The sequence below is a fragment of the Beggiatoa leptomitoformis genome (genome assembly GCF_001305575.3).
Taxonomy (GTDB): Bacteria; Pseudomonadota; Gammaproteobacteria; order Beggiatoales; family Beggiatoaceae; genus Beggiatoa; species Beggiatoa leptomitoformis.
Window position 1 is genome coordinate 3,465,943 of record NZ_CP012373.2, and the last position, 23,609, is coordinate 3,489,551.

The window sequence follows — 23,609 nt, forward strand, 5'->3', positions numbered from 1 at the left end:
AACATTGACCTCTCTAAAACTCAACATTATTGCAAATTATGTAGGCAACTTCTGGGCAACGTTAATGTCTTTGGCGTTTGTTCCTGTCTATATTCATTTTTTAGGCATAGAAGCCTATGGCTTAATTGGTTTTTTTACGACATTAATAGCCATGTTTGCCTTACTTGATATGGGATTAAGCGCAACACTTAACAGAGAAATTGCAAAGCTATCTGTTCAAACAGAAAGCGCACAGAAAACACGCGATTTAGTATTGACAATAACAACTATTTACTGGTTAATCGGCATTGTTATTGGCTGTATTATTGCGTTATCAGCCAGTTTTATTTCAACCCATTGGTTAAAATCAGTTTCATTAAATACTCAAACGATTGAACATGCAATTATGATGATGGCGTTTATTGTGTTATTTCAATGGATGCAAGGGATTTATGCTAGTGGTTTGATTGGGTTGCAAAAATCAGTTTTTTTAAATGGTGTTGTAATTATTGTTGCAACCTTAAGAGGGGGAGGTGCTGTTCTAGTTTTATGGCTCATCTCTCCGACATTACAAGCTTTTTTTGCATGGCAGCTAATTGTTACTGTATTACATACACTGATATTAGCAACAGGATTATGGCGTTATTTGCCTGTTGCACAATCAGCACGCTTTCAATTCAGTATTCTTAAAGATATTTGGCGATTCATGGTTGGTATGAATGCAATTACCTTAGTTTCACTGGTTTTAACGCAACTGGATAAGATTATTTTAAGTAAAATCTTAACATTAGAGGCATTTGGTTATTATAGTTTAGCAAGTATGATTGCTGCATCACTGTATCGTGCTATCTCACCCATTGCCGCAGCCGTTTTTCCACGGTTTAATCAGTTAATTACGATTAATAAAGAGTTAGAACTAAAACGCCTTTATCATAAAAGTAGTCAGTTAATTGCAACGATTATTTTTCCGCTAGCCATAGGCATTGCTTTCTTTTCTTATGAAATTTTATGGTTGTGGACACATAACCAACAAATGGCTGAACAATCTTATCTCTTAGTGAGTTTGTTAATTATTGGCGCAATGTTCAATGGTATGATGAATATACCTTACATGTTGCAACTTGCTTATGGGTGGACAACATTTTCTTTTTATATGAATTTTTTGGCAATATTAGTGTTAACCCCTGCTTTATTAATAGGTGTTCCATACTATGGTGCGTTAGGTGCTGCCGCTATTTGGCTCAGTATCAATGTAGGATATGTACTTGTTGGTATACAGTTTATGCATAAACGATTATTACCGACCGAAAAATGGCAATGGTATATTTATGATATGTTAATCCCATTATCAACGGCTTGTATTGTTACTAGCATTGCTAAGTTTTTTAATTACACAGGAACATCTATTTTTTTACAGTTATTAGCATTAATCAGCATTTTTAGTTTAGTTTTTTTCTGTGTTATTATGTCAACTTCTTATATTAGAAGTGATTTATTTAAAATTTTAAATAAGCTACGTTTTAGACTTTTAGTAAAAAATTAATTTTTATTCTTATTCAACTACTAATTAGGATTTAATTTTGGATAAAGTCTATTTAAATAGTGGGAATAAGTCCCTCTTAGCATTAATAGAAAGTTATAATAACCTCCGCATTTTAGATATTGGGTGTGGGGCTGGTGATAATGCTCGCTTATTAAAATCCTATGCACCATCATGCCAAATAGATGGTATTACTATCTCAGCACAAGAAGCGACGCTTGCAAGTTCTGTCATGAATCAATGCTGGGTAAAAGATGTAGAAGTAGATAGTCTTGATTATTTAAGTCCTAATAGCTACGACTGTATAATTTTTTCCCACATTCTTGAGCATTTTCGTTCTCCAGATGTGCAGCTAGAGCGGTTTTGTCAGTTTCTAACAGAAAATGGTAGCATTCTCATTGCATTGCCTAATATCGTTGCATTAAGACAACGCTGGCAAATACTAAAAGGTAAGTTTGAATATCAAGCAATGGGGGTTACGGATGATACACACTTACGTTTTTTTACGTATGAAACGGCTGATAAATACTTACTTCGCCGCCATCCGCCATTAACGCTCGTGTATAAAGGTGTAACAGGAGCTATTCCACTCTGGTTGTTGAGACGATATCTATTACCAACATCAATCAGTGTTTGGTTAGATAAACAAGGGTGCTATTTATTTCCTAATTTGTTTGGTAATCAAATTTTATTAAAATTGATTAAAGTGCGTAAAACTTAAATTAGCCTTAGTGAAAAAATAACTTCCAATGAACACTATAAAAACTCGAAAACGAATTCTAATCACAGGTGGTGCAGGTTTCTTAGGTTCACATTTATGTGAACGCTTATTAAATGAGGGAAACGATGTTTTATGTGTCGATAACTTCTTCACAGGTTCGAAAGATAATATCTTACATTTATTAGATAATCCTCACTTTGAATTGATGCGCCATGATGTCACTTTCCCGCTCTATGTCGAAGTTGATGAAATTTATAACCTCGCCTGTCCTGCCTCACCCATTCATTATCAATTTGACCCCGTTCAAACCACAAAAACCAGTGTACATGGTGCTATCAATATGCTGGGCTTGGCAAAAAGGGTAAAAGCAAAGATATTTCAAGCCTCTACCAGCGAAGTTTATGGCGACCCACTTGTTCATCCGCAAAAAGAAGACTATTGGGGACATGTAAATCCCGTTGGGATTCGCTCTTGTTATGATGAAGGCAAGCGGTGTGCGGAAACGCTGTTTTTTGATTATTATCGTCAGCATCAATTAAAAATAAAAGTGGCACGTATTTTTAATACTTATGGTCCACGTATGCACCCAAATGATGGGCGTGTTGTTTCTAATTTCATTGTACAAGCGTTGCAGAATCAGCCTATTACTGTTTATGGTCAAGGGCAACAAACGCGTTCATTTTGTTATGCGGATGACTTAATTGATGGTTTTATTCGCTTAATGAATAGTGCTGATGAGATAACAGGTCCTATTAATTTGGGGAATCCGGGGGAGTTTACGATTTTAGAGTTAGCGGAGAAAGTGATTGCTTTGACAGGTTCAGCTTCGCAAATTGTCTTTAAACCCTTGCCTAGTGATGACCCCTTGCAGCGTCAACCAGATATTGGTTTAGCAACAGAAAAATTAGGGTGGAAACCAAGCATTTCATTACAAGAGGGTTTGGTTAAAACCATTCAATATTTTGATAACTTATTGAAACGGTCATAAATAGATGTTTTATTTTTTTAATCGCTTGTTAATTACTTTTGTGGAAAAAACTAACTTCTCCAAGTGGTTATTTCGTTTTTTCACACGAATTCTACCCGCACCTATTGCAACAGTTCGGGGTGTGCCTATTCAAATTGTTATTCCATTAAATCATGTAGGTGTGTATGACCAGTTTAAACAATGGGAATCACGCGAACCTGAAACCTTAGATTGGATTGACCAATTTACAGCAGATTGTGTATTTTTTGACGTAGGTTCTAGTTTTGGGACAGAATCGTTATATGCTGCTTTAAAAGCTAACGCACCGAAAAAAATTGTGAGTTTTGATGTTGATTTAGATGCGAGTTTCTTACTGGCTTATAATCTAGCACTTAATAAAATTACTCGGGTTGACCAGTATTTTTTGGGCTTATCTGCACAAACTGAATTTATTCGAGTGTCTTCCCCGACCAATTTTGCTTGTGTTGCTAACCGCCCTAAATACGATAGAATTCATGTCAATGCGCCCGCGATGGCATTGGACGAATTTATCAGTACGACACAACTGATTCCCGATTATGTAAAAATTGATGTGGATGGTGCAGAATTGGCCGTTCTTTCGGGAATGCGTCAGGTTTTGCAAAATCCACAACTTAAATCAGTTTTGATTGAAGTCAGTGGTGAAACAGAAGAACCTGTTAGTGATACTTTTATAAAGGCAGGATTTAAAAAGACTTTTGTGGCAGAATCGAGCTTATCAGGCATCAAAACACTTAATCTCATTTTTACCCGTCAATAATGTCAAAACCGCAAACTGTTTTACTCATCACACTTTATCCTTATCATGGCGGTGTTTTAACCATGACAGAACAAGTGATTAGTTTTTTAAAGGAAGCGGGGTTATCTGTTACACTGGCGTATTACACTTCTTATAATCTCGCGCCTGATTTATCCGTTCCTTCATGGCAATTATTGCAAAAAAAACCGCAATATCGTCAAACGACGGTGTTAGGGGATGTGCCTGCTTATGAAATAGGGGTGTATCTTCCTGAATTAGAATATACGCGTTATTTACCATCAGCGATTTGGTTGGATGTGATTCAACAGTATGATTATATTGTTGTTGTTTCTGGTAATATTTTGCCTGCAAATCCCGCCGTTGCGCTCAATAAACCTTGCCTTGCATGGATTGCTACGCCTTATCTGGCCGATAAACAGGACAGGGCAAAACGTTATGCGTGGTATCGTCGTTGGTTAGATACATGGCTAGATACGCCTTGGTGTTTGACTTTAGAAAAACAGGTGTTACAAAAGGCAAAAACATTAGTTTTAAGTCATTATACAGCAAAGCAAATTCAGGAAATTCAGCCTGAAGCACAATTAACTCGTATGCCAATGCCGATTGATGCGAGCCTATTTTTTCCCGATTCGCATCATCCTTTACAAGGGCGAATTGGCTTTTCAGGGCGATTTGATGACCCTCGCAAAAATATCGCGTTATTATTTGCCGCATTTAAGTTGTGTCGTGAGCAGGGTTTAGATATCACGTTAGCCTTAATAGGGGCAAAGGTTGATAAGCAAGCAAAATTGCAACAAGAAGCGGAAGCTTTAGGGATTGCACCTTACATTGAATTTTTAGATGAACGCCCTCGCCATGAGTTAGGCGAGTTTTATCGTTCATTAGATATATTTGTGATGCCTTCGCATCAAGAAGGTTTAGGAATTGCTGCTTTAGAAGCAATGGCTTGTGGTTGTCCCATTATTTCGACAACATGTGGTGGGCCTGAGGAATTTGTAAAAACGGGAAAAAATGGATTTTTAGTAGATTTTGACCCACAAAACATGGCGCGGGCTATTCGTATTCTTTTGGAGAATCAGTTACTTTATGATTCAATGCGCTACTATGCATTAAAAACAATACAAGATAATTATAGTGAAGTATCAGTAAAACAGATATTTTGGGACGCATTTACCCAAACATTTACTGAACAACAATAATATAGCATAGGATAATTGCATGAAAACGATGTTAATTACAGGTGGTGCAGGGTTTATTGGGGTTAATGCAGCATTTATATTTGCACAAAAAGGCTGGAAAGTTACCATTTTAGATAATCTTTCTCGTAAAGGCACGCCGAATAATTTAGCTTGGCTTAAACAACAAGTTGCAATTGATTTTAAACAAGTTGATGTTCGTGATTATCCTGCGTTAGTCAGTGTTTTTCAGCAACAATCTTATGATGTGGTGTTACATCTGGCGGCACAAGTTGCAGTCACTACTTCGGTTACAAATCCGCGTGAAGACTTTGAAATTAACGCATTAGGAACTTTTAATGTATTAGAGGCGGTTCGCCAACACGCACCGAATGCGTTCGTACTCTATGCTTCTACCAATAAAGTTTTTGGCAAAATGGAGCATTTAGGCACAGTTGAGCGTAATGGACGTTATGAATATGCTAACCTGCCGCATGGGGTTGATGAAACACAGTTATTAGATTTTCATTCTCCTTATGGCTGTTCTAAAGGTGCGGCCGACCAGTATATGATTGACTATTCTCGCATTTATGGGATAAAAACGACGGTGTTTCGTCAATCTTGTATTTATGGGCAACGTCAGTTTGGGGTAGAAGACCAAGGTTGGGTGGCATGGTTTATCATCGCCTCTGTGTTAAATAAACCCATTACGATTTATGGTGATGGTAAACAGATACGGGACGTTTTGCATGTCGATGATTTAGTCAGCGCGTATGAAAGCGCGATTAATGCGCCTGATAAAGCCTGTGGGCAAGCCTTTAATGTCGGTGGTGGTGTAAATAATACGATGTCATTGTTGGAATTAATTGCATTGCTTGAACAAGGGTTAGGCAAAAAAATTCCGTTGACTTTTGATGCGTGGCGACCGGGCGACCAGCCTGTTTTTGTCTGTAATTTAAATAAAATTCAAACCACATTAGGCTGGACACCGCAAATCAGCACCACACAAGGGGTGAATAAGCTCATCCAGTGGGTGCGGGATAATGTGAATTTATTTGAATAGAACGCCAGTTTCTATGCCATGAAATGATGCTAGTCGTTATGCATTGATAAATTTTGTCAATATATAATTAATTGGAGTATTTTCAAAGAAAATACGACTTTTACAGGAAAGTTACCACTAATAGATTGATTTCACGGTGCGTAAATTGGTATAGAGATAAATTCGTCGGATAATCGATAATATAGTTTATGGGAAGTTAAGCATGACTGATAATGTGGATTACTATCATTTTTATAGTACAGATAACCAAGAACGTATGCATCTTTACTCAACAAATAAAGATGTAACACAACATTGTTTATACCCTGTTCTTACAGAATTTATTGAAAAATTCAATTTAAGAACAGCTAAGATTTTGGAGGTTGGATCAGGTGTAGGATTATTTCAACATGTTGTAAAAGATTATCATGGCGTTGATGTGGCAGAATCTCTAAGCCAGTTTTATGAAAATCGAATGAGTTATAGCGTTATTAAAGATAATTGCTCTTACCCTTTTCCAGATCATACCTTTGATGCAATATTCACATTTAATGTATTAGAGCATATTCCCTCTCTAACGTTTGCATTAGAAGAGTTATTACGTGTTACTAAGCCTAATGGATACTTATTAATCCAAGCCGCTTGGCAAGTGCGTCCATGGGCATCAGAAGGGCTAGATGTAAGACCTTACTCCGATTTAACGCTACGTCAGAAATTGTCTAAGGCAACAATTAAAATTAGAGAGTCCGTACTTTGGCGTTCTTTGTTCATCTTCCCTAAAAGATTGTTGAGAACAATACGATTTCTTATGCAACGTAAAAACTCAACAATGTGGCAATTAGACTATAAAAAGCTTTCGCCAAATTACGATGTGTTTTGGCAAGCCGATAGTGATGCTTGTAACCATATAGATATACATGCCCTCATAATTTGGTTTATGAGCAAAAACTGCTCAGTTATTACGTATCCCTCTTTAAAGTCAGCGTTTTTTGCAAGAACAGGGTATTTTATTGTAAAGAAGAATGGGTGATGCGTTTGCTCAATGATTTTCAATAAAAATGATTAACTTCTCATATTCAATCCATTAATGACCAAAAAATATAAACTTGCCTTATTACCCTATCATCCTGTGCCTTATCAAGTGCCGTTTTATCGCGCATTACATGCTTATCCAGATATCGATGAAACCGTTTTATATTTAGCAAAACGGGGAATAGAGGAAAAGTATGAACAAGAATGGAACACGGTGATTAAGTGGGATATTCCTTTATTAGAAGGCTATCACTATAAATTTATGTGGAATATGACGTTTAATGATCAAAAAGCGATTATTGAACGGATAAATCCAGGTTTGCTATTAGAAATTGGACGTAAAAAATACGATGCGATTTTGATAACAGGCTACAATTTTATCAGTGTTTACATTGCATTATTAGCCGCCAAAATTTCTGGAACAAAAGTTATTTTGCGTGCTGAGGCAACGCTGGGTAATCCTTCTACCTCTTTTCGGCGCAAAATTAAAAAATACTTGCTTTCGTGGTTATTAGCACGTTGTGATGCAGTAATGTACAGTTGCGAAGCAAATCGCCAATATTTTAAATACTTTGGCGCGACAGATAATAAATTATTCCCGCTCTTAAGCTCTGTCGATAATACCTACTTACAAGCAGCACAACCGCAAGCAGTACAACAAGCGCGACAATTACGCCAAGAACAAGGAATAGCACAAGATGCTAGTGTCTTTCTCTTTGTCGGACGTTTTACAGAACGAAAAAGACCACAAGATATTATTACCGCTTTTGCACAAGCAAATTTGTCCAATTCATGGTTAATTTTTGTCGGAGATGGACCTTTACGAGCTGAATTAACCCAACAAGCTGAACAGTTGGGGGTAAAAAATATCATTTTTACAGGCTTCAAAAATTCCAGTGAAATTCCTGCATATCTCGCTCTCGCTGATGTTTTTGTTCTACCTTCACAATATGACCCAACGCCAAAAGCCTTAAATGAAGCCTTAGTCTTTGGTTTACCTGCATTAGTCTCTCAAGGTATTGGAACTGCTACTGATTTAGTCAAAGATGCACAAAATGGTTTTATCTTCGAAATTGGTAATACAGCACAATTAGCCAATTATATGAGTAAATTAGAAAAAAATAGCGAATTACGGATAACAATGCAAAAAGCCAGTTTAGTAGAAGTGGCAAAATGGACTCCTGAAGCTAATGCTCAAGGAGTAATGGATGCACTTAACTACTGCTTTAACGAGAAAAAATAAGTTATGTCCATTTCTCCTAGCTTCGCAACCACAGGTCAACAACATCATTTTTTCGGCTATTATGACAAGTCACCATTAGACAAATCAGCGCGCCGTTTGCTCTGTTTACAGACGGATTTCACTGATCGACTGCCCACTGCGGAAGACGTTGCGACAATTGGCTACTGGTCACTGACTGAGAAAACGTTCCATAAATTGGCGGAAACTCGCGCCTTTAACTGGCAACAAGGCTGTATGTTGCAATGGTTAGGGCCTGATTATGATAGATATATCATTTTTAATGATCGTGATGCAGAACACTTTATTTCTATTATTTTAGATACCCAAACAGGCGAAAGAACAACTTTACCATCACCTATTTATAGTGTGCATCCTAATGGAAAAAGTGCAATAACTGTTGATTTTGAAAGGCTTTATTTCCCACGTCGTAGCTACGCCTACGCAGGTATCGAAAATGCTGCAAAAAATCAAAAAATGGTTGAAGGCGATGGAATTTTTTGGTTAGATTTTCAACAAAAATCCTTACAACCCCTTATCAGTACGCAACAAATGTATGAGACAGAACACCTGTCTTCGATGGCATTTGGCGACCATTACCTAGAACATTTAATGTTCTGCCCTGATGGCGAACGCTTTTTATTTTTGCATCGCTGGGTGTTAGATGATGGTGGGATTTTTTCCCGTTTATATTCTGCACGAAAAGATGGGCGTGATATTCGTTTGTTGCTCAATAGTGGTAAAGTGACACACTTTAATTGGCTGGGTAATCAACAAGTTATTGCATGGGGGGGATTGCCTAACCCATTGAATAAACTCAGACAACATCGTAGTTTAGTCAAATTACTGTTTAAACCATTATTACCGCTTTATCATCGTTTTATAAAAGGAAAACTCGCCAGAAAAATCAGCGGACAAGGTTATATCCTGCTCAATGACGCGCTACAGACAAATGCTCATTTATTTGCAGAGCATTGTTTACAAGTAGATGGGCATCCCTCATGGAATCCGCAAAATCCCCAATGGTTAGTGACAGATACTTATCAAGATGATGAATTTAATCAATGGCTTTACCTATACAATGTGCAAACAAAACAACTGATTATCGTCGATAAATTGCATACACCGCCTGAGTTTGCAGATTCCCCAATGCGCTGTGATTTACACCCACGTTGGGATTTTACAGGGCGTTATATTTGTGTTGATTCACTCCATACAGGACAGCGACAAATGTATATTTATGATGTTGCCAACTTAATGAGTTAATTGATGAAAATTCTTTTTATCTCTGACCGACTCAATACGGATGGACGTTCCTATCAACGCAAATGTACGTTTGAGGAACTAGGATATACAGTGATTACTTATCCTGCTGTTCCTGTTGAAGATGTTAGAAAAAAACCATTATTCATAGACCGAGTTTTATGGAAATTAGGATTTCAACGAGATTTAACGCATTTAAATCAACAATTACCCATACTTGCCCAGCAACATCAGCCCGACATTATCTGGATTGAAAAAGGCAATACTGTCGCCCCTGCAACGTTACGTCGCCTAAAACAACGACTGCCACATAGCAAACTGGTTTCTTTTTCTGAAGATGATATGTTTGCCCGTCATAACCGCTGTTGGTTTTATACGTGGGGGCTTAAAGAATATAACATTGTTTTTACAACTAAAAGCTATAATTGCCAACCAAACGAGCTACCTAGTTTGGGGGCTAAAAAAGTGGTTTTTATCGATAAATCTTATGATGCACAGACCCATTACCCGAGAATATTAAGTACCAAAGAACAACAAGACTTAGGGGGAGATGTTGGTTTTATTGGTTCTTATGAAAAAGAACGGGCAGAGAGTTTATTATTTTTAGCAAAAAACGGCATAAAAGTTCGTATTTGGGGAACAGGACACTGGCAAACGTTACAAGGACAATCAGAAAGTTTATTGATTGAAAATAAACCATTATATGGTGAAAATTATTTAAAAGGGTTAGCGGCATTTAAAATTAATTTATGTTTTTTGCGAAAAGCTAATCGAGACTTACAAACCGATAGAACAATGGAAATCCCAGCTTGTGGCGGGTTTATGCTAGCAGAAAGAACAGAGGAACATTTACGTTTATTTGAGGAAGATAAAGAAGCTGTTTATTTCTCATCAGAATCAGAACTTTTAGAAAAAGTTCGTTATTACTTAAGCCATGAAACGGAACGACAAGCCATTGCAAGTGCTGCCCGTGTTCGCTGTATCAACAGCGGTTATAGCCATCATGAGCGATTAAAACAAATGCTTGCTTATTTATAAATTTACCAAGAAAGAGCCTAAGCGTGGAAACGAACAAACATTACTTACAACACTTAACACAAAAATTTGCATGGCTTTTTAAGCTCCGTCCTATGCCTTTAGCGACTTTTTTTGTGCGCTTATTAGCCCCAGATGAACGTCGTAGAATTATTGAAACAGAACTCGGGTTAAAATTATATTTAGACCCTTTTTCGCATTTAGGGCATGAATTGGTTACAGTGGAACAATATGAACCTGAAACTGTTGCAATTTTTAAAGCAGAAATTCAAACAGGCAATATTGTTTTAGATATTGGAGCAAATGAAGGCTTTTTTTCTGCATTGGCAGGAAAATTAGTGGGTAATAATGGGCTATTGATTGCTATAGAGCCTCAATCTCGGTTACGTGATTTGATTGAAATTAACTTGCGATTAAATCAAGTTACAAACTTTAAAATCTATAACAATGCGTTAGGGGGAGACCCTAATAGTACGATTGAAATGAAGCTATATCCTAGCTTGAATACAGGGGCTTCTAGTATCGTCCATCATTATCGATTTGCAAAAGAAACTGAATTAGTGAAATTTGTCGCTATTGAGACAATTTTTACAGAATCACAAATTCAACAGATTGATTTTGTAAAAGTAGATGTGGAAGGGTTTGAACATAAAGTGGTAGATGTATTATCGCCTTTTATTCAGCAAGGCAAGATTAAAAAATTGTTATTGGATTATCATGCCTCTTTATTGCGGGAACAAGGTATTAATCCCTTCGATATTCATCAGCATCTATTGAATAATGGGATGTTTGTAAAGCTTGGAAATCCTAAGGATTTATCCTCTTATATTTTATATGAATATCGTGCTAGCTAATTTATGAAAATTAGCTCATTGTGGTTTTATCAAAATTGATAACAATATAATCGCAAAACCAGATGGTATTGGTATATCAATAAGTTACGCTTTTTGTAAACACACTTCAGTGGTACAATAATCATGCTATCTCTTCCCCTCGAAGATAAAACTCCACCTGATTGGCAATTACCTCAGGATAGTATTATAGAATCAATAAAAAAACCTCTAAGATTAGCTATATATCCTCATTATTTAAAAATGATGTCACCTATTTTACGGCAACGCTTTGCAAAATTTGATGAGCGTAACTTACCAATTGATCAATGGTTTTGGTGGCCAAGAGGGTTTGAATTTGAATTGCTACGTTATCGTTTGAATCAAATATTTACCATAAATAGTAAATCTGTTCTTATTGCAGGTTGTGGACAAGGACGTGATGTGACTACATGGTTAAAATATAAGCCATCTCAAATAGTGGGAGTGGAGTACTTCAATTATCGTCGTTCGTGGGATTTATTTACTGAGAAATATGCTGAACAAGTACCCATACAATTTATTCAGGGCGATTTAACAAATTTATCTGATATTCCTGATAACACATATGACATCATCGCCTCAGATGCTGTGTTTGAGCATTTGAAAGATTTACCAGCTGTTTTAAAAGAATTTTATCGAATCCTGAAGCCTACAGGGGTTATGTACGCAACCTTTGGACCATTATGGTATAGCTGGGGCGGAGATCATTTTTCGGGTAAGGATAATACAGGGTTCAATCATCTTTTATTAAAGCAAGAGGATTATTTAACATATATCAATAATTATGAGCGTATTGGAGTTACTTATATAAAGAATTTTTTGCAAGAAAATATGTTTAGTTATTTAAAACCTTATGAATATATCGACGCATTGCATAATCAAGGATTCTCAAAGCGGTGGTTAGGTTTTGCTATTTCACCACAAGCCGTTGATTTTTTTGTGACACATCCAACAATTGCAGGTTCTTTAACTCAAAAAGCCTCAATATTGGATTTATTTGTTTGCGGGATTAGTGTTGTTTATCAAAAAAGACCATGAAAGTCACAACCTCTTGTTATAACCGTTTTTGGATTTTTGATGAAGCTTATCAATTGCAACGTTTAGGCGTGTTGCATCGGTTGATTAATGATTATCCTAAATTCATGACCCGTCGCTGGCAGATTGCAGACGATAAGGTTACTTCTTTGTTACTAAACGGGATTTATGGGCGAGTAACGCGCAAAGTGTTTCCATGGGTTTCTTTTCAAACACGTAGCCAGATTACTCACTCCAGTATTCTATTCTTTGCAAAACGACTCCCACATTATTTGCCTTTAGATTCAGATATTTTTATTGGTTTAACAACGTATTCATTAGAAACCATAGAGCGTGCAAAACAGCATGGCATCACAACCTTAGTGGAGCGTGGTAGTTTTCATCCTAAAACTGAGTTCGATTTGTTACGAGAGGAATGTCAACGGTGGGGCGGTAGCGTTGCGCACTTACAGAAGCATTATGATTGGGTAATTGCACGAGAAAATGCGGAGTATCAAGCGGCTGACCATATCATGGTGTTGAGTAATCCTGCTAAAAAAAGCATGATAGCCGAGGGTATTCCTGCTGAAAAAGTTTTTGTTAATCAATGTGGTGTTGATTTGCAACTGTTTCAGCCGGCTGAAAAACAAGATACGGTTTTTCGGGTTATTCAATGTGGTGGGATAGACCAGCGCAAAGGAGTGCCGTATTTATTGCAGGCTTTTAGCGAGTTAAAACTACCCAATTCTGAATTATGGTTTATTGGGGGGGGGCTGGAAACCTCTAATTTACAATCTGTTATTCAAAAGTATCGGGCGGATAATATTGTTTTTAAAGGGGGTTTTCCACAGCAAGAATTAGCAAAATTATATACTCAGGGGTCTGTGCTTGTCCTTGCTTCAATTACCGATGGATTTGGGATGGTTGTCCCTCAGGCGATGGCTTGCGGTTTGCCCGTTGTAGTCACAGAAAATGTGGGAGCGAGTGATTTAGTGACTGAGGGTGAAAATGGCTTTATTGTTCCGATTAGAAAGGTTGAAGCCTTAAAGGAAAAATTGCTTTATTTATATGAGCATCAACAGAGGGCTAAAGCGATGGGTTTGGCGGCTTATCAAGCTGTTAAGCAAGGGCAAACATGGGATGATTATGGCGAGCGGTTGGTGAGTTTTTTAAAGCGAGTACATCCTCAATAATCTTATGTCAATCTTTTTATCAGGCAAAAAAATTTCAGCGTGCATGTTGGTCTATAACCATGCGCATCTGGTGGAAACCACTATCAAATCTATTTTAAATCAAAATATTCAAGGATTTGAGTTTATTATTAGTGATGATTGTTCAACAGATACGACATGGGACGTTTTGCAGACATTAGCCACCCAATATCCACAAATTCGCTTAATTCGCACACCTTATAATATGGGTATGGCAGGCAATGCCAACTTTGCGGCCTCTCATTGTCAACGAGAATATATTGCCCTTTTACATCATGATGATGAATATCGGACGGATTGCTTTCAACAATGGCTGATGATTATGGAGCAATATCCTGATACAGGTTTTGTATTCAATGATTGTGAACAACAAGGCAATCCACACTACTTTTCCCATGCATCTTGTCAGAAAAACTTCCGGCCTTGTATGCAAGGTCGTCCTTTTTTCGAGCAGGAGTTATTGCAGGGTTTTTATGTGCCTATGCGGGGGACTGCGATGATACGGCGGCGTTGTTGGGAACAGTTGGGCGGAATGCGTGAGCAGTTTGGCTTGTTAGCGGACGTTGATTTGTGGATGCGTTTGGCTCGGCAATGGTCTGTCGCGTATGTTGCTGAACCTGTAATCAATGTCCGTCATGAGCGGGTGAAGAATTATCCGACAGAGTATGCCCATTTTACATGGCGACGTTTGAAGTTAATGCATAGTATTCATGCCACGAATATTCAGGAGTATTACGGTAAAAATTATCGTTATACCGCGAAATGGTGGCGATTTCGCTATTTAGTCAGTTTAGAAAATAGTAAGTGGTTAGCTTATGCCGTTGTGCGTAAACGTTGGCAGATGTTGCGAGATGCACATGAAGTTGCCAGTCCTTATGAATTTTTTCCTGTTAAATGGTTACGTTTTATTCTCTCTCACTCGCTAGGGCATTTATGAAACCCAGTGTTACTAAACTACTAGATTATTATTATCCTTTTCAATCTGATGGTTATCGTTATTTAGATGGCACTTATCCGTTTTATCAATGGATACGGGAAAGTATTGATTTACCAAATGCAGTTGTTTTGAATGTGGGGGCAGGGCCTACGGCGAAGGAGAAAGAACGCCGATTAAAAGGCCAGGTAAAACGATTGGTTGGGACTGATCCAGATGTAATTGTTTTGCAGAATAAAGATTTAGATGAGGCTTATGTGAATGATGGCATTCAACTGCCGTTTCCCGATGCGTCCTTTGATGCAATTTATTCTGATTGGGTTATTGAGCATGTGGAAAAACCAGATGAATTTTTAAAAGAAGTTTATCGGGTGTTAAAGCCAAATGGCGTGTATTTATTTCGTACAGCAAATTGGTGGCATTATGTAACCTTGATTGCCGCGTTTACCCCACATTGGTTTCATAAATTAGTGGCAAATCGCGCGCGCGGAATGACGCAGGAAAGTCATGACCCTTGGTTGACGTTTTATCGGATGAATACGCCTTCTGCAATTCGTCAAAAAACACAACAAGCGGGTTTTAAACAATGCGAAGTGCGTTTATTTGAGTCGCATCCCAGTTATTTGTTATTTAATCCGCTCGCATTTCGTGTCGGTGTGCTGTATGAGAGGTTAGTCAATAAATTTAATTGGTTGGCACGCTTTCGTCATACAATTTATGTAAAATTGATAAAATAGCGGTCGTGCTAGAGCCTGTCATCAAATAAGAAGGGTTAAAGGTTCAAGCTAAAAGAATCAAGGTAGAAGCCAAATAAACCCCACTTAAGAAATTCCTAGCGCGTTTATCATATCGTGTAGCTATTGCACGATATTGCTTTAATTTACCAAAGAAATGCTCGATTAAATAACGTGCCTTATAAAGAGCTTTATCATAATCAGGTGGATTTAAACGATTTTTCCTGAACGGAATCACAGGTTCTATGCTTTTCTGTTTTAAAACATCTCTAACCCGTTCATCAGCATCATAAGCCTTATCAGCCAATAAAGCGTTTGCCTTTATCTGAGGAATAAGAGCATCAGCCCCTTCAAGGTCGCTTGCCTGTCCCGCAGTCAAAAAAAAAGGGTCGGATTGCCCAGTGCGTCAACAACGGAGTTAATCTTGGTACTTAAACCCCCTGCGCTACGTCCAATGGCTTCATCCGCGCCACCACCACTACTATGTTGATGCGCTCTAACTATAGTGCTGTCTATCATGGCATATTCGTTATCAGCATCGGCACTTAGTATCTTGAAAACACGTTCCCAGACACCTTTCTGAGACCAACGACTGAAGCGGGTATGGACAACACGGAAATCACCAAAGCGTTCGGGAAGGTCGCGCCAAGGAATGCCACTGCGATAACGGAATAGAACAGCATCAATAAACAAGCGGTTATCTTTAGCCGTCATCCCGACATGTCCTTTACGCCCAGGGAGTAGCGGTTCTAGTTTTGACCATTGTTCATCGGTTAAGGCATAGCGACGACTCATTGTTTTATCCTTGGCGATATCTGGGTATATACCTATAATATAACACTTTTTACTATTTGATGACACGCTCTAAACATGTAAAAGAGAATTATCAGTTACAACCGCCCCTCCTGACCGCATGGAAAATATAACTGGTTTCTCCTTGCGGAGACGATTATCGTCTTTGAACAAGGTCACGAAGGTAAAGATGTTGGCTAAGTAGTTGGGATAGAAATTCTATATCAACGCTTAATTCAAACAGAGACCGAAGTTAAAAATCTATTGCAACAAATAGAAACGTTAGACATGACAAAGCCATCAGCCATTACGCTCAGAGAAATGGATGTTGGTTATATCAGCCAGTCATTAATTGAACAAATAAAAGACGAAAATCCCGCAAAAGCAAGAACGGTCTTATTGATGTTTCTGACAGGAATTGAAATTGAAAACGAAACAATCACAGTTTTTTTCAAGCCAGAATCACTTTTTGGTACAAGCGATTACAAACTGTTTTGTAGTATGTCTGGGGTAAATACTAACTAGCGCATGTTATTACTGAGCCGATATTAATTTTTGAGATTGGTAACTCTGGGTTATCTTTCCAAATATCATCAGTTGATTTTCAACTGTTATTTTTCATCCATCCTTTTGTCATTCCATTAACAATATAAGTTGTTTCTTGTGCGGTGACTTTGCTTGCGCAGAATCAGGTATGCATCCAGAACCTATTTAATATGTGCTAATAATCCACGTGCAATTGCTCTACCTAAATTTACAGGAACCGCATTTCCTATTAATCTTGCAATATTATTAACACTGACCATTCTATCATCACTGATGAATTTATAATTTTCTGGGAATGTTTGTAATAAAGCGGCTTCTCGTAGAGATATTGCTCGATCTTGGGAAGGATGACCAAATCGTCCATCCCCTAAACGATTACATTGTGTTGTAATTGTTGGTGCTGGCTTGTCCCATTCCATTCGTCCATATACATGCAAATATCCCCTTCCAGAAGGTCGTTTGTGGCACTCAAGCATCAAATCGTCACTCCAATCGCGCCACGTTCCTCCAGGTTTAGAGGCTTTAATACGACGCAAATTAATATCCGTTAGATTGCTCGCTCTGTGAACAGCATCACATGCCGAAGCGCCACCCGCAACAATCGGTTCAAGATGAGCAATAGCTTGCCGAACAGTAGGATACTTTTCTGAAGGAAGTGGGTTTGGCAATTTTACTTCACCATATAAAGAACCAAACATGACGAGCCTCCGCCGTGTTTGAGGAACACCATATTGAGGGCAATACACCTTATAACAGGTAACATGATATCCTGATTCTTGTAGTTGCTCCACGAAATAATTATATATTTCATGGTGTTCTAAATTTGGGACATTTTCCATTGTAATAAGGTTAGGACGGATATCTTTAGCGATGCGTGCGAAAGAACGCAACAGTCCCCATCTAGGGTCATCTTGCTTATTTTGTTCTTTATATCGGTGAGCAGAAAAAGGCTGACAGGGGGCACAACCTGCTAATATCTTTATATCTGTATCAGGTGGGTAAAACGCATCTATTTCGCTACTACTTATATTAGCAATATCAGCGTTAATAAATTTGGCATGATTATTTGTTTCATAAGGAAATTGACAAGTAGGGTCTATATCCACACCAGCATGTACTGGAATTTTTTCCAACAAAAACCCATGTGTTAATCCACCTGCTCCACAAAATAAATCAACGGCTGAAATTTTCATAACTTTTTATTATCACAAGCTGAAATATAGAAAATACTACAAAGTAGTATCGTAGAATTTTCTGAAAAATATATAGTTATAGGAAATTAATGATTAACTTGTTCTACCAATGAAATATCTAAATTTCCAAGAACAACAAAATTATCGCGGGCTACTGTTAACATGGAAGCCATAACATTAGTATCTGCTGTATGCTTAGCTTTTAGCTTCTTGATAGCTATATTAAATTTATCTACCATTTTACTTTCTAATTCTCTTAGCGAAATTCTACGTTCGAACAAATATATGATTGCATAAGTATCACACTCAATGAATTGTCGCTTATCAATTGGTTCTGCAGTTAAGAAAACCTCTGTTTCAGCCTTGTACCCAATGAATACGCCATTTAATGTGGATAAAGTATTGCCAAAATCTTGACCAACAAGGCAAGCATTGGTATATACCACTTTATTGTTAATATGTTTGGTATCTTCATCTATAAAAGGCTGATTTTCACACACAAAAGCCCTTGCTGTACCATGCGAAAAGATTGTAAGTATCATACACTCTTCTGGCATCTTTAAATCAACATACACTCTGTGGCAATTACTACCTTTTATTTCTGTTAAGCTAATTTGTTCTTGTGTTTGAAAGATAATTCGTGCGAAATTAGCACATTCTTGAAAATATGAACCAAGCGCAATATCATCATCACAAGAAATTATAATGGCATGTTCTATCATGATCAGATATTCCGTTCTCCTTGGAAAAGTAAGTCTATTGCCAAATAAATTATGTTATTTTGTAGTTTTATCCCTTGTTCTGTCTGTAATCTAATTTCCTTGAGTAGGTCATTCGCACTGTAAGTTTTTCCAGACTTTGTAGCGAGTATTAATTCACTTCTATCGTTTTTCGCAGATAACCATTGCTCAAGCACAACATCAACTCTAAGATTCAGAAAGGAAACAGCTTTCTGAATCTCGTCAAAAATCTTCAACCCATCACTTTTGTTAATAATAGAAAATGCATGGTTATTCACAAAATCAGTAAAATCTTCTTTTGGACTATTACCATATGCACTCCAAATAATAACGGGAATTAATTGTGTTTGTTGTCGGACATGTTCAAGGATTTGATGCCCATTCTCTTCTCCAGTTGAAAACTTAATATCCAACACAACCACCATAGCCTTATCCATATTCTTGATAATATGGTCTAGCCCATCTTTAGATTTTTTATATAAAAATACATTATCCGAACCATATGTTTTCCTAGACTGAACAAGGAATGGTTCATTGAACTCAGTATTATCATCTATAATGACTATTTGAGGTTTCATTTTTTAGCTACTTTAGGTTGATATGGAAAGGTTAATTTAAAAGAGGCTCCCGGTGTATATTCGCTATCAATTAATTCAATAGAGCCTTTTATAGCATCCATATAGGTTTTAATAACATATAATCCCAATCCTAATCCTTCTTGAGCACGGGTAGTTGTAAAATAGATCTCGAATATACTGGTTTTATTTTCATCAGGTATGCCACAACCATTGTCTGAAAAAATGATAACGAAATTGTTATCTTGGTTATACCCAATACATTTTATTTTTTTTCTCTCTGTATCTACTAGTGCTTTACTGGAGTTAGTGAATAAATTGAGAATAATTGTTTCCAGCAGGGCTTCACTATAAGTTAGGTTGATTTTGGGTTCTATATCTAACTCTATTTGTATGTCCGTTTGATCAATAATTATTTTACGAGAGGCGAATATGCCTTCAATGCATTTTTTAACTTCAAATTCTCCCCAATTATTCCCTGAGTTTGCATAAGTGTCCATTGCTTTAATTGCTTTAGCTATTCTCTCCATTTCATAACAAATATCTTGGCTATAGGTAAAAACGTATTCATCGTCTTTTTTCTGTTGCTCACTAATATTACGAACAAGATATTCTGCTCGCTGTTTAATCTTACCAATTGAAGTATTTACAATATGTATAATTTCGAGTGCATACGTTTGTAAAGACATTAAACTTAACAGTAACGTTTCTCTTTTTTTTGTGCTTTCTTCAAAGGCTTTTTGAACACGGATGCTTTTTTTCAAGGCATCTTTAGCATCTTGAGCTATTTTTTCTAACGCTTGAATTTGCTTGATTTTATTTGGGTCATTGTTTGTTTTTCTTAACGTGCCTAAATCTTGTGTTAGTTGTCCAATCTGTTTTGTAGCATCTTGCAGGCTTTGCTCGACTTGTTTCTTTTCCGATTGTTTTTGTGCTGTGAGAAGTTTTTCAAACTCATGAAGTTGGGCAATAACAAATTTTTTAAAATCTCTATACTCTTGATTATCTAAAAAATCTTGTCTATTCGTCGCATCAATAATTTTAGGATTATCGTCTCTACTGATTTCAACAATACCTATCAAATCACGAGAACTAACCTTATCAAAAGCACCAGACCATCTCCGCTGCTCTATGCCTAATATGTCTCTTTGGAGGTCTGGATTTTCCTGATATTCCATGAATGGCGTTGTTAGTATTCCATCACGGTAAACTTTTATCCCATCAATTTGTAATTCTTCTCCTTTATAGTTTTTTGTAAAAGAAGACTTTTCATATCGAGTAAAATAAAAGAATTGGAAAGTAATTGAACCAAAAGAATGAATATCTTCTTCTACAATATCCAACGTCATATTATCTTTATTAAACTTAAGAACCTCTTGAGTTTTTTTATTAGATGTAATTTTAAAGCCTTGAGAAGCATAGCTAATTGCATGATTAAAGACAGCTTTTTCTTGATAATCATTAATATCATTTGATGATATATAAATATTAAATGAATTATGTTGGTTATTAATCAAACTTAGCGGTGATACTAATTTTGATAGTTCCTTGTAGGTTCGCTCAATATCATAGCGAGACCAGCTATCAGATACTTTCTCAATAGAAATAGTTGTACCATGCCAATCAGTATTTTCCTCTTGTTGAATTAACAAATTCCCCATTTCAGTAAAACTCATTTCTGCATAATTTTCTGATTGGGATTCATAGACAGACCAATCAATAATTAATTGATTAGAAAGATAAGTATTTTCTTTTTTTGTCTTAATTGTGCAAAATGAGCCTAATTTATCAATAGCAAAGCGACCTATCCCTTTTTCGCCAACAACTCTTCTTCTAAATGGCTCAGGCGAAAATTTGCATACTCTCTTAGTATTAGTACCAATTCGCATCCATTTATTTTCAATATCATCCTGAGACATGCCAATACCATCATCTTCAATAATAATTTTTCCGCCTTCTTTTGCAGTATTAAAGAACCTAACATGTACAATAGTTGCATTAGCATCGTAAGCATTCTTCACTAGCTCTACAATTGCTGTAATTCTATCTGTAATTAATTCTCGTCCTAATAGACGAAACGTGCTTATATCAAATTTCCAATGCAGTTCTTTCTTTTCCATTATTTCTTCATCTCTATTATTCTAGCCATCAGTTATAATCTGCTATTCTATCTGAAATTTTTTGTGAAAGCATGCCAAAAATATCTGCATAGTGCAAAAAAAGCAATGGTATTAAAATTAAGAAAACTGAATAAATAGAAGAGTCTCCAATAGGCTGAATTATCCTAGCTACAAAGCGACACACATCGTGAAGCACGGAAAAACCCGTACAGGACACAAAACTATAAATGTAAGGAATGCGAACGATGATTAACAGCTCACCAAGAAATACATAGGTCAAGAGACTTGAGGGTATCTTCCTGGGAGTAACAGCCCGTGTTACGGGAATCTCAGGCACATGACTACAACATTATGTTAATGGTTTGTCTGCACAACAAAGATTAGAGCCTGTCATCAAATAAGAAGGGTTAAAGGTTCAAGCTAAAAGAATCAAGGTAGAAGCCAAATAAACCCCACTTAAGAAATTCCTAGCGCGTTTATCATATCGTGTAGCTATTGCACGATATTGCTTTAATTTACCAAAGAAATGCTCGATTAAATAACGTGCCTTATAAAGAGCTTTATCATAATCAGGTGGATTTAAACGATTTTTCCTGAACGGAATCACAGGTTCTATGCTTTTCTGTTTTAAAACATCTCTAACCCGTTCATCAGCATCATAAGCCTTATCAGCCAATAAAGCGTTTGCCTTTATCTGAGGAATAAGAGCATCAGCCCCTTCAAGGTCGCTTGCCTGTCCCGCAGTCAAAAAAAAAGGGTCGGATTGCCCAGTGCGTCAACAACGGAGTTAATCTTGGTACTTAAACCCCCTGCGCTACGTCCAATGGCTTCATCCGCGCCACCACCACTACTATGTTGATGCGCTCTAACTATAGTGCTGTCTATCATGGCATATTCGTTATCAGCATCGGCACTTAGTATCTTGAAAACACGTTCCCAGACACCTTTCTGAGACCAACGACTGAAGCGGGTATGGACAACACGGAAATCACCAAAGCGTTCGGGAAGGTCGCGCCAAGGAATGCCACTGCGATAACGGAATAGAACAGCATCAATAAACAAGCGGTTATCTTTAGCCGTCATCCCGACATGTCCTTTACGCCCAGGGAGTAGCGGTTCTAGTTTTGACCATTGTTCATCGGTTAAGGCATAGCGACGACTCATTGTTTTATCCTTGGCGATATCTGGGTATATACCTATAATATAACACTTTTTACTATTTGATGACACGCTCTAGAGCCTGTCATCAAATAATAAGGATTAAAGGTTCAAGCCAAAAAAATCAAGGTAGAAGCCAAATAAACCCCACTTAAGAAATTCCTAGCGCGTTTATCATATCGTGTAGCTATTGCACGGTATTGCTTTAATTTACCGAAGAAATGCTCGATTAAATAACGTGCCTTATAAAGGACTTTATCATAATCAGGTGGATTTAAACGATTTTTCCTGAACGGAATCACAGGTTCTATGCTTTTCTGTTTTAAAACATCTCTAACCCGTTCATCAGCATCATAAGCCTTATCAGCCAATAAAGCGTTTGCCTTTATCTGAGGAATAAGAGCATCAGCCCCTTCAAGGTCGCTTGCCTGTCCCGCAGTCAAAAAAAAAGGGTCGGATTGCCCAGTGCGTCAACAACGGAGTTAATCTTGGTACTTAAACCCCCTGCGCTACGTCCAATGGCTTCATCTGCGCCACCACTACTATGTTGATGCGCTCTAACTATTGTGCTGTCTATCATGGCATATTCATTATCGGCATCGGCACTTAGTATCTTGAAAACACGTTCCCAGACACCTTTTTTAGACCAACGACTGAAGCGGGTATGGACGACACGGAAATCACCAAAACGTTCGGGGAGGTCGCGCCAAGGAATGCCACTGCGATAACGGAATAAAACAGCATCAATAAACAAGCGGTTATCTTTAGCTGTCATCCCAACATGTCCTTTGCGTCCAGGGAGTAGTGGTTCTAGTTTTGACCATTGTTCATCGGTTAAGGCATAGCGACGACTCATTGTTTTATCCTTGGCGATATCTGGGTATATACTTATAATATAACATTTTTTACTATTTGATGACACGCCCT

The 23,609-nt window shown here is 37.3% G+C and carries 23 protein-coding genes; 16 read left to right on the forward strand and 7 right to left on the reverse strand.

The features are described 5' to 3' along the window. The first annotated feature begins 4 nt into the window (after window positions 1-4). The 15 genes from AL038_RS14630 (at window position 5) to AL038_RS14700 (ending at window position 15,561) form a co-directional block, all read left to right on the forward strand. The gene (locus AL038_RS14630) at window positions 5-1,522 is read left to right on the forward strand and encodes an oligosaccharide flippase family protein (RefSeq protein WP_272898027.1); all 1,518 of its coding nucleotides are present in this window, start codon (window positions 5-7) and stop codon (window positions 1,520-1,522) included. Between the two features lie 37 nt (window positions 1,523-1,559). Beyond that, window positions 1,560-2,240 (forward strand): class I SAM-dependent methyltransferase, encoded by a 681-nt coding sequence (locus AL038_RS14635; RefSeq protein ID WP_062154036.1) that lies wholly within the window; start codon window positions 1,560-1,562, stop codon window positions 2,238-2,240. Window positions 2,241-2,268: 28 nt separating this feature from the next. Next, on the forward strand, window positions 2,269-3,228 hold the full coding sequence (locus AL038_RS14640; protein WP_062154038.1) for a UDP-glucuronic acid decarboxylase family protein: 960 nt from the start codon (window positions 2,269-2,271) through the stop codon (window positions 3,226-3,228). Window positions 3,229-3,232: 4 nt separating this feature from the next. Next, complete coding sequence (locus AL038_RS14645) at window positions 3,233-4,006, forward strand: FkbM family methyltransferase (RefSeq protein ID WP_062154040.1); 774 nt, start codon at window positions 3,233-3,235, stop codon at window positions 4,004-4,006. Then, window positions 4,006-5,205 (forward strand): glycosyltransferase family 4 protein, encoded by a 1,200-nt coding sequence (locus AL038_RS14650; protein ID WP_062154042.1) that lies wholly within the window; start codon window positions 4,006-4,008, stop codon window positions 5,203-5,205. The genes AL038_RS14645 and AL038_RS14650 overlap by 1 nt, the downstream gene beginning before the upstream one ends. Window positions 5,206-5,224: 19 nt before the next feature. After that, window positions 5,225-6,244: a GDP-mannose 4,6-dehydratase gene (locus AL038_RS14655; protein ID WP_062154044.1), complete on the forward strand. Its 1,020-nt coding sequence runs from the start codon at window positions 5,225-5,227 to the stop codon at window positions 6,242-6,244. Window positions 6,245-6,446: 202 nt separating this feature from the next. Beyond that, complete coding sequence (locus AL038_RS14660; protein ID WP_062154046.1) at window positions 6,447-7,253, forward strand: class I SAM-dependent methyltransferase; 807 nt, start codon at window positions 6,447-6,449, stop codon at window positions 7,251-7,253. Between the two features lie 57 nt (window positions 7,254-7,310). Beyond that, the gene (locus AL038_RS14665) at window positions 7,311-8,498 is read left to right on the forward strand and encodes a glycosyltransferase family 4 protein (RefSeq protein WP_062154048.1); all 1,188 of its coding nucleotides are present in this window, start codon (window positions 7,311-7,313) and stop codon (window positions 8,496-8,498) included. A gap of 3 nt (window positions 8,499-8,501) precedes the next feature. Further along, window positions 8,502-9,761 carry a hypothetical protein gene (locus AL038_RS14670; protein WP_062154050.1) on the forward strand — a complete coding sequence of 420 codons (1,260 nt, stop codon included), beginning with the start codon at window positions 8,502-8,504 and terminating at the stop codon, window positions 9,759-9,761. 3 nt (window positions 9,762-9,764) lie between these two features. Continuing rightward, window positions 9,765-10,796, forward strand: coding sequence for a CgeB family protein (locus tag AL038_RS14675; RefSeq protein WP_062154052.1), 1,032 nt, complete (start codon window positions 9,765-9,767; stop codon window positions 10,794-10,796). 23 nt (window positions 10,797-10,819) lie between these two features. Further along, window positions 10,820-11,647: an FkbM family methyltransferase gene (locus AL038_RS14680; protein WP_062154054.1), complete on the forward strand. Its 828-nt coding sequence runs from the start codon at window positions 10,820-10,822 to the stop codon at window positions 11,645-11,647. A gap of 123 nt (window positions 11,648-11,770) precedes the next feature. Continuing rightward, window positions 11,771-12,703, forward strand: a complete 933-nt coding sequence (locus tag AL038_RS14685; RefSeq protein ID WP_083991541.1) for a class I SAM-dependent methyltransferase — start codon at window positions 11,771-11,773, stop codon at window positions 12,701-12,703. After that, the gene (locus tag AL038_RS14690; protein ID WP_062154058.1) at window positions 12,700-13,872 is read left to right on the forward strand and encodes a glycosyltransferase family 4 protein; all 1,173 of its coding nucleotides are present in this window, start codon (window positions 12,700-12,702) and stop codon (window positions 13,870-13,872) included. The genes AL038_RS14685 and AL038_RS14690 overlap by 4 nt, the downstream gene beginning before the upstream one ends. A gap of 43 nt (window positions 13,873-13,915) precedes the next feature. After that, window positions 13,916-14,827: a glycosyltransferase family 2 protein gene (locus AL038_RS14695; RefSeq protein WP_161575468.1), complete on the forward strand. Its 912-nt coding sequence runs from the start codon at window positions 13,916-13,918 to the stop codon at window positions 14,825-14,827. After that, window positions 14,824-15,561: a class I SAM-dependent methyltransferase gene (locus tag AL038_RS14700; RefSeq protein ID WP_062154062.1), complete on the forward strand. Its 738-nt coding sequence runs from the start codon at window positions 14,824-14,826 to the stop codon at window positions 15,559-15,561. The genes AL038_RS14695 and AL038_RS14700 overlap by 4 nt, the downstream gene beginning before the upstream one ends. A 43-nt stretch (window positions 15,562-15,604) precedes the next feature. Here the strand turns inward: AL038_RS14700 and AL038_RS14705 are convergent. Further along, a protein-coding gene (locus AL038_RS14705) for an IS5 family transposase (RefSeq protein ID WP_201800096.1) occupies window positions 15,605-16,353 on the reverse strand; the annotation gives its coding sequence in 2 pieces (ribosomal slippage) (window positions 15,605-15,939 and window positions 15,939-16,353; 750 coding nt in all). Between the two features lie 285 nt (window positions 16,354-16,638). Between AL038_RS14705 and AL038_RS14710 the strand changes: the two genes are divergently transcribed. Continuing rightward, window positions 16,639-16,875, forward strand: a complete 237-nt coding sequence (locus AL038_RS14710; RefSeq protein WP_062154064.1) for a hypothetical protein — start codon at window positions 16,639-16,641, stop codon at window positions 16,873-16,875. 182 nt (window positions 16,876-17,057) lie between these two features. Here the strand turns inward: AL038_RS14710 and AL038_RS14715 are convergent, their stop codons facing one another. The 6 genes from AL038_RS14715 to AL038_RS14740 form a co-directional block, all read right to left on the reverse strand. Then, window positions 17,058-18,089 carry a DNA cytosine methyltransferase gene (locus AL038_RS14715; RefSeq protein WP_062154066.1) on the reverse strand — a complete coding sequence of 344 codons (1,032 nt, stop codon included), beginning with the start codon at window positions 18,087-18,089 and terminating at the stop codon, window positions 17,058-17,060. 86 nt (window positions 18,090-18,175) lie between these two features. After that, window positions 18,176-18,811, reverse strand: a complete 636-nt coding sequence (locus AL038_RS14720; RefSeq protein WP_062154067.1) for a hypothetical protein — start codon at window positions 18,809-18,811, stop codon at window positions 18,176-18,178. A gap of 2 nt (window positions 18,812-18,813) precedes the next feature. Beyond that, the gene (locus AL038_RS14725; RefSeq protein WP_062154069.1) at window positions 18,814-19,407 is read right to left on the reverse strand and encodes a DNA-binding transcriptional response regulator; all 594 of its coding nucleotides are present in this window, start codon (window positions 19,405-19,407) and stop codon (window positions 18,814-18,816) included. Next, the gene (locus tag AL038_RS14730; protein ID WP_062154071.1) at window positions 19,404-21,524 is read right to left on the reverse strand and encodes a sensor histidine kinase; all 2,121 of its coding nucleotides are present in this window, start codon (window positions 21,522-21,524) and stop codon (window positions 19,404-19,406) included. The genes AL038_RS14725 and AL038_RS14730 overlap by 4 nt, the downstream gene beginning before the upstream one ends. Window positions 21,525-21,939: 415 nt before the next feature. Continuing rightward, a protein-coding gene (locus AL038_RS14735) for an IS5 family transposase (protein WP_201800096.1) occupies window positions 21,940-22,688 on the reverse strand; the annotation gives its coding sequence in 2 pieces (ribosomal slippage) (window positions 21,940-22,274 and window positions 22,274-22,688; 750 coding nt in all). 104 nt (window positions 22,689-22,792) lie between these two features. After that, window positions 22,793-23,538 (reverse strand): IS5 family transposase gene (locus AL038_RS14740; RefSeq protein ID WP_201800097.1). Its coding sequence is split into 2 segments (ribosomal slippage): window positions 22,793-23,127 and window positions 23,127-23,538, totalling 747 coding nucleotides; the frame shifts between segments, so codons are not numbered across the junction. Window positions 23,539-23,609: the final 71 nt, after the last annotated feature.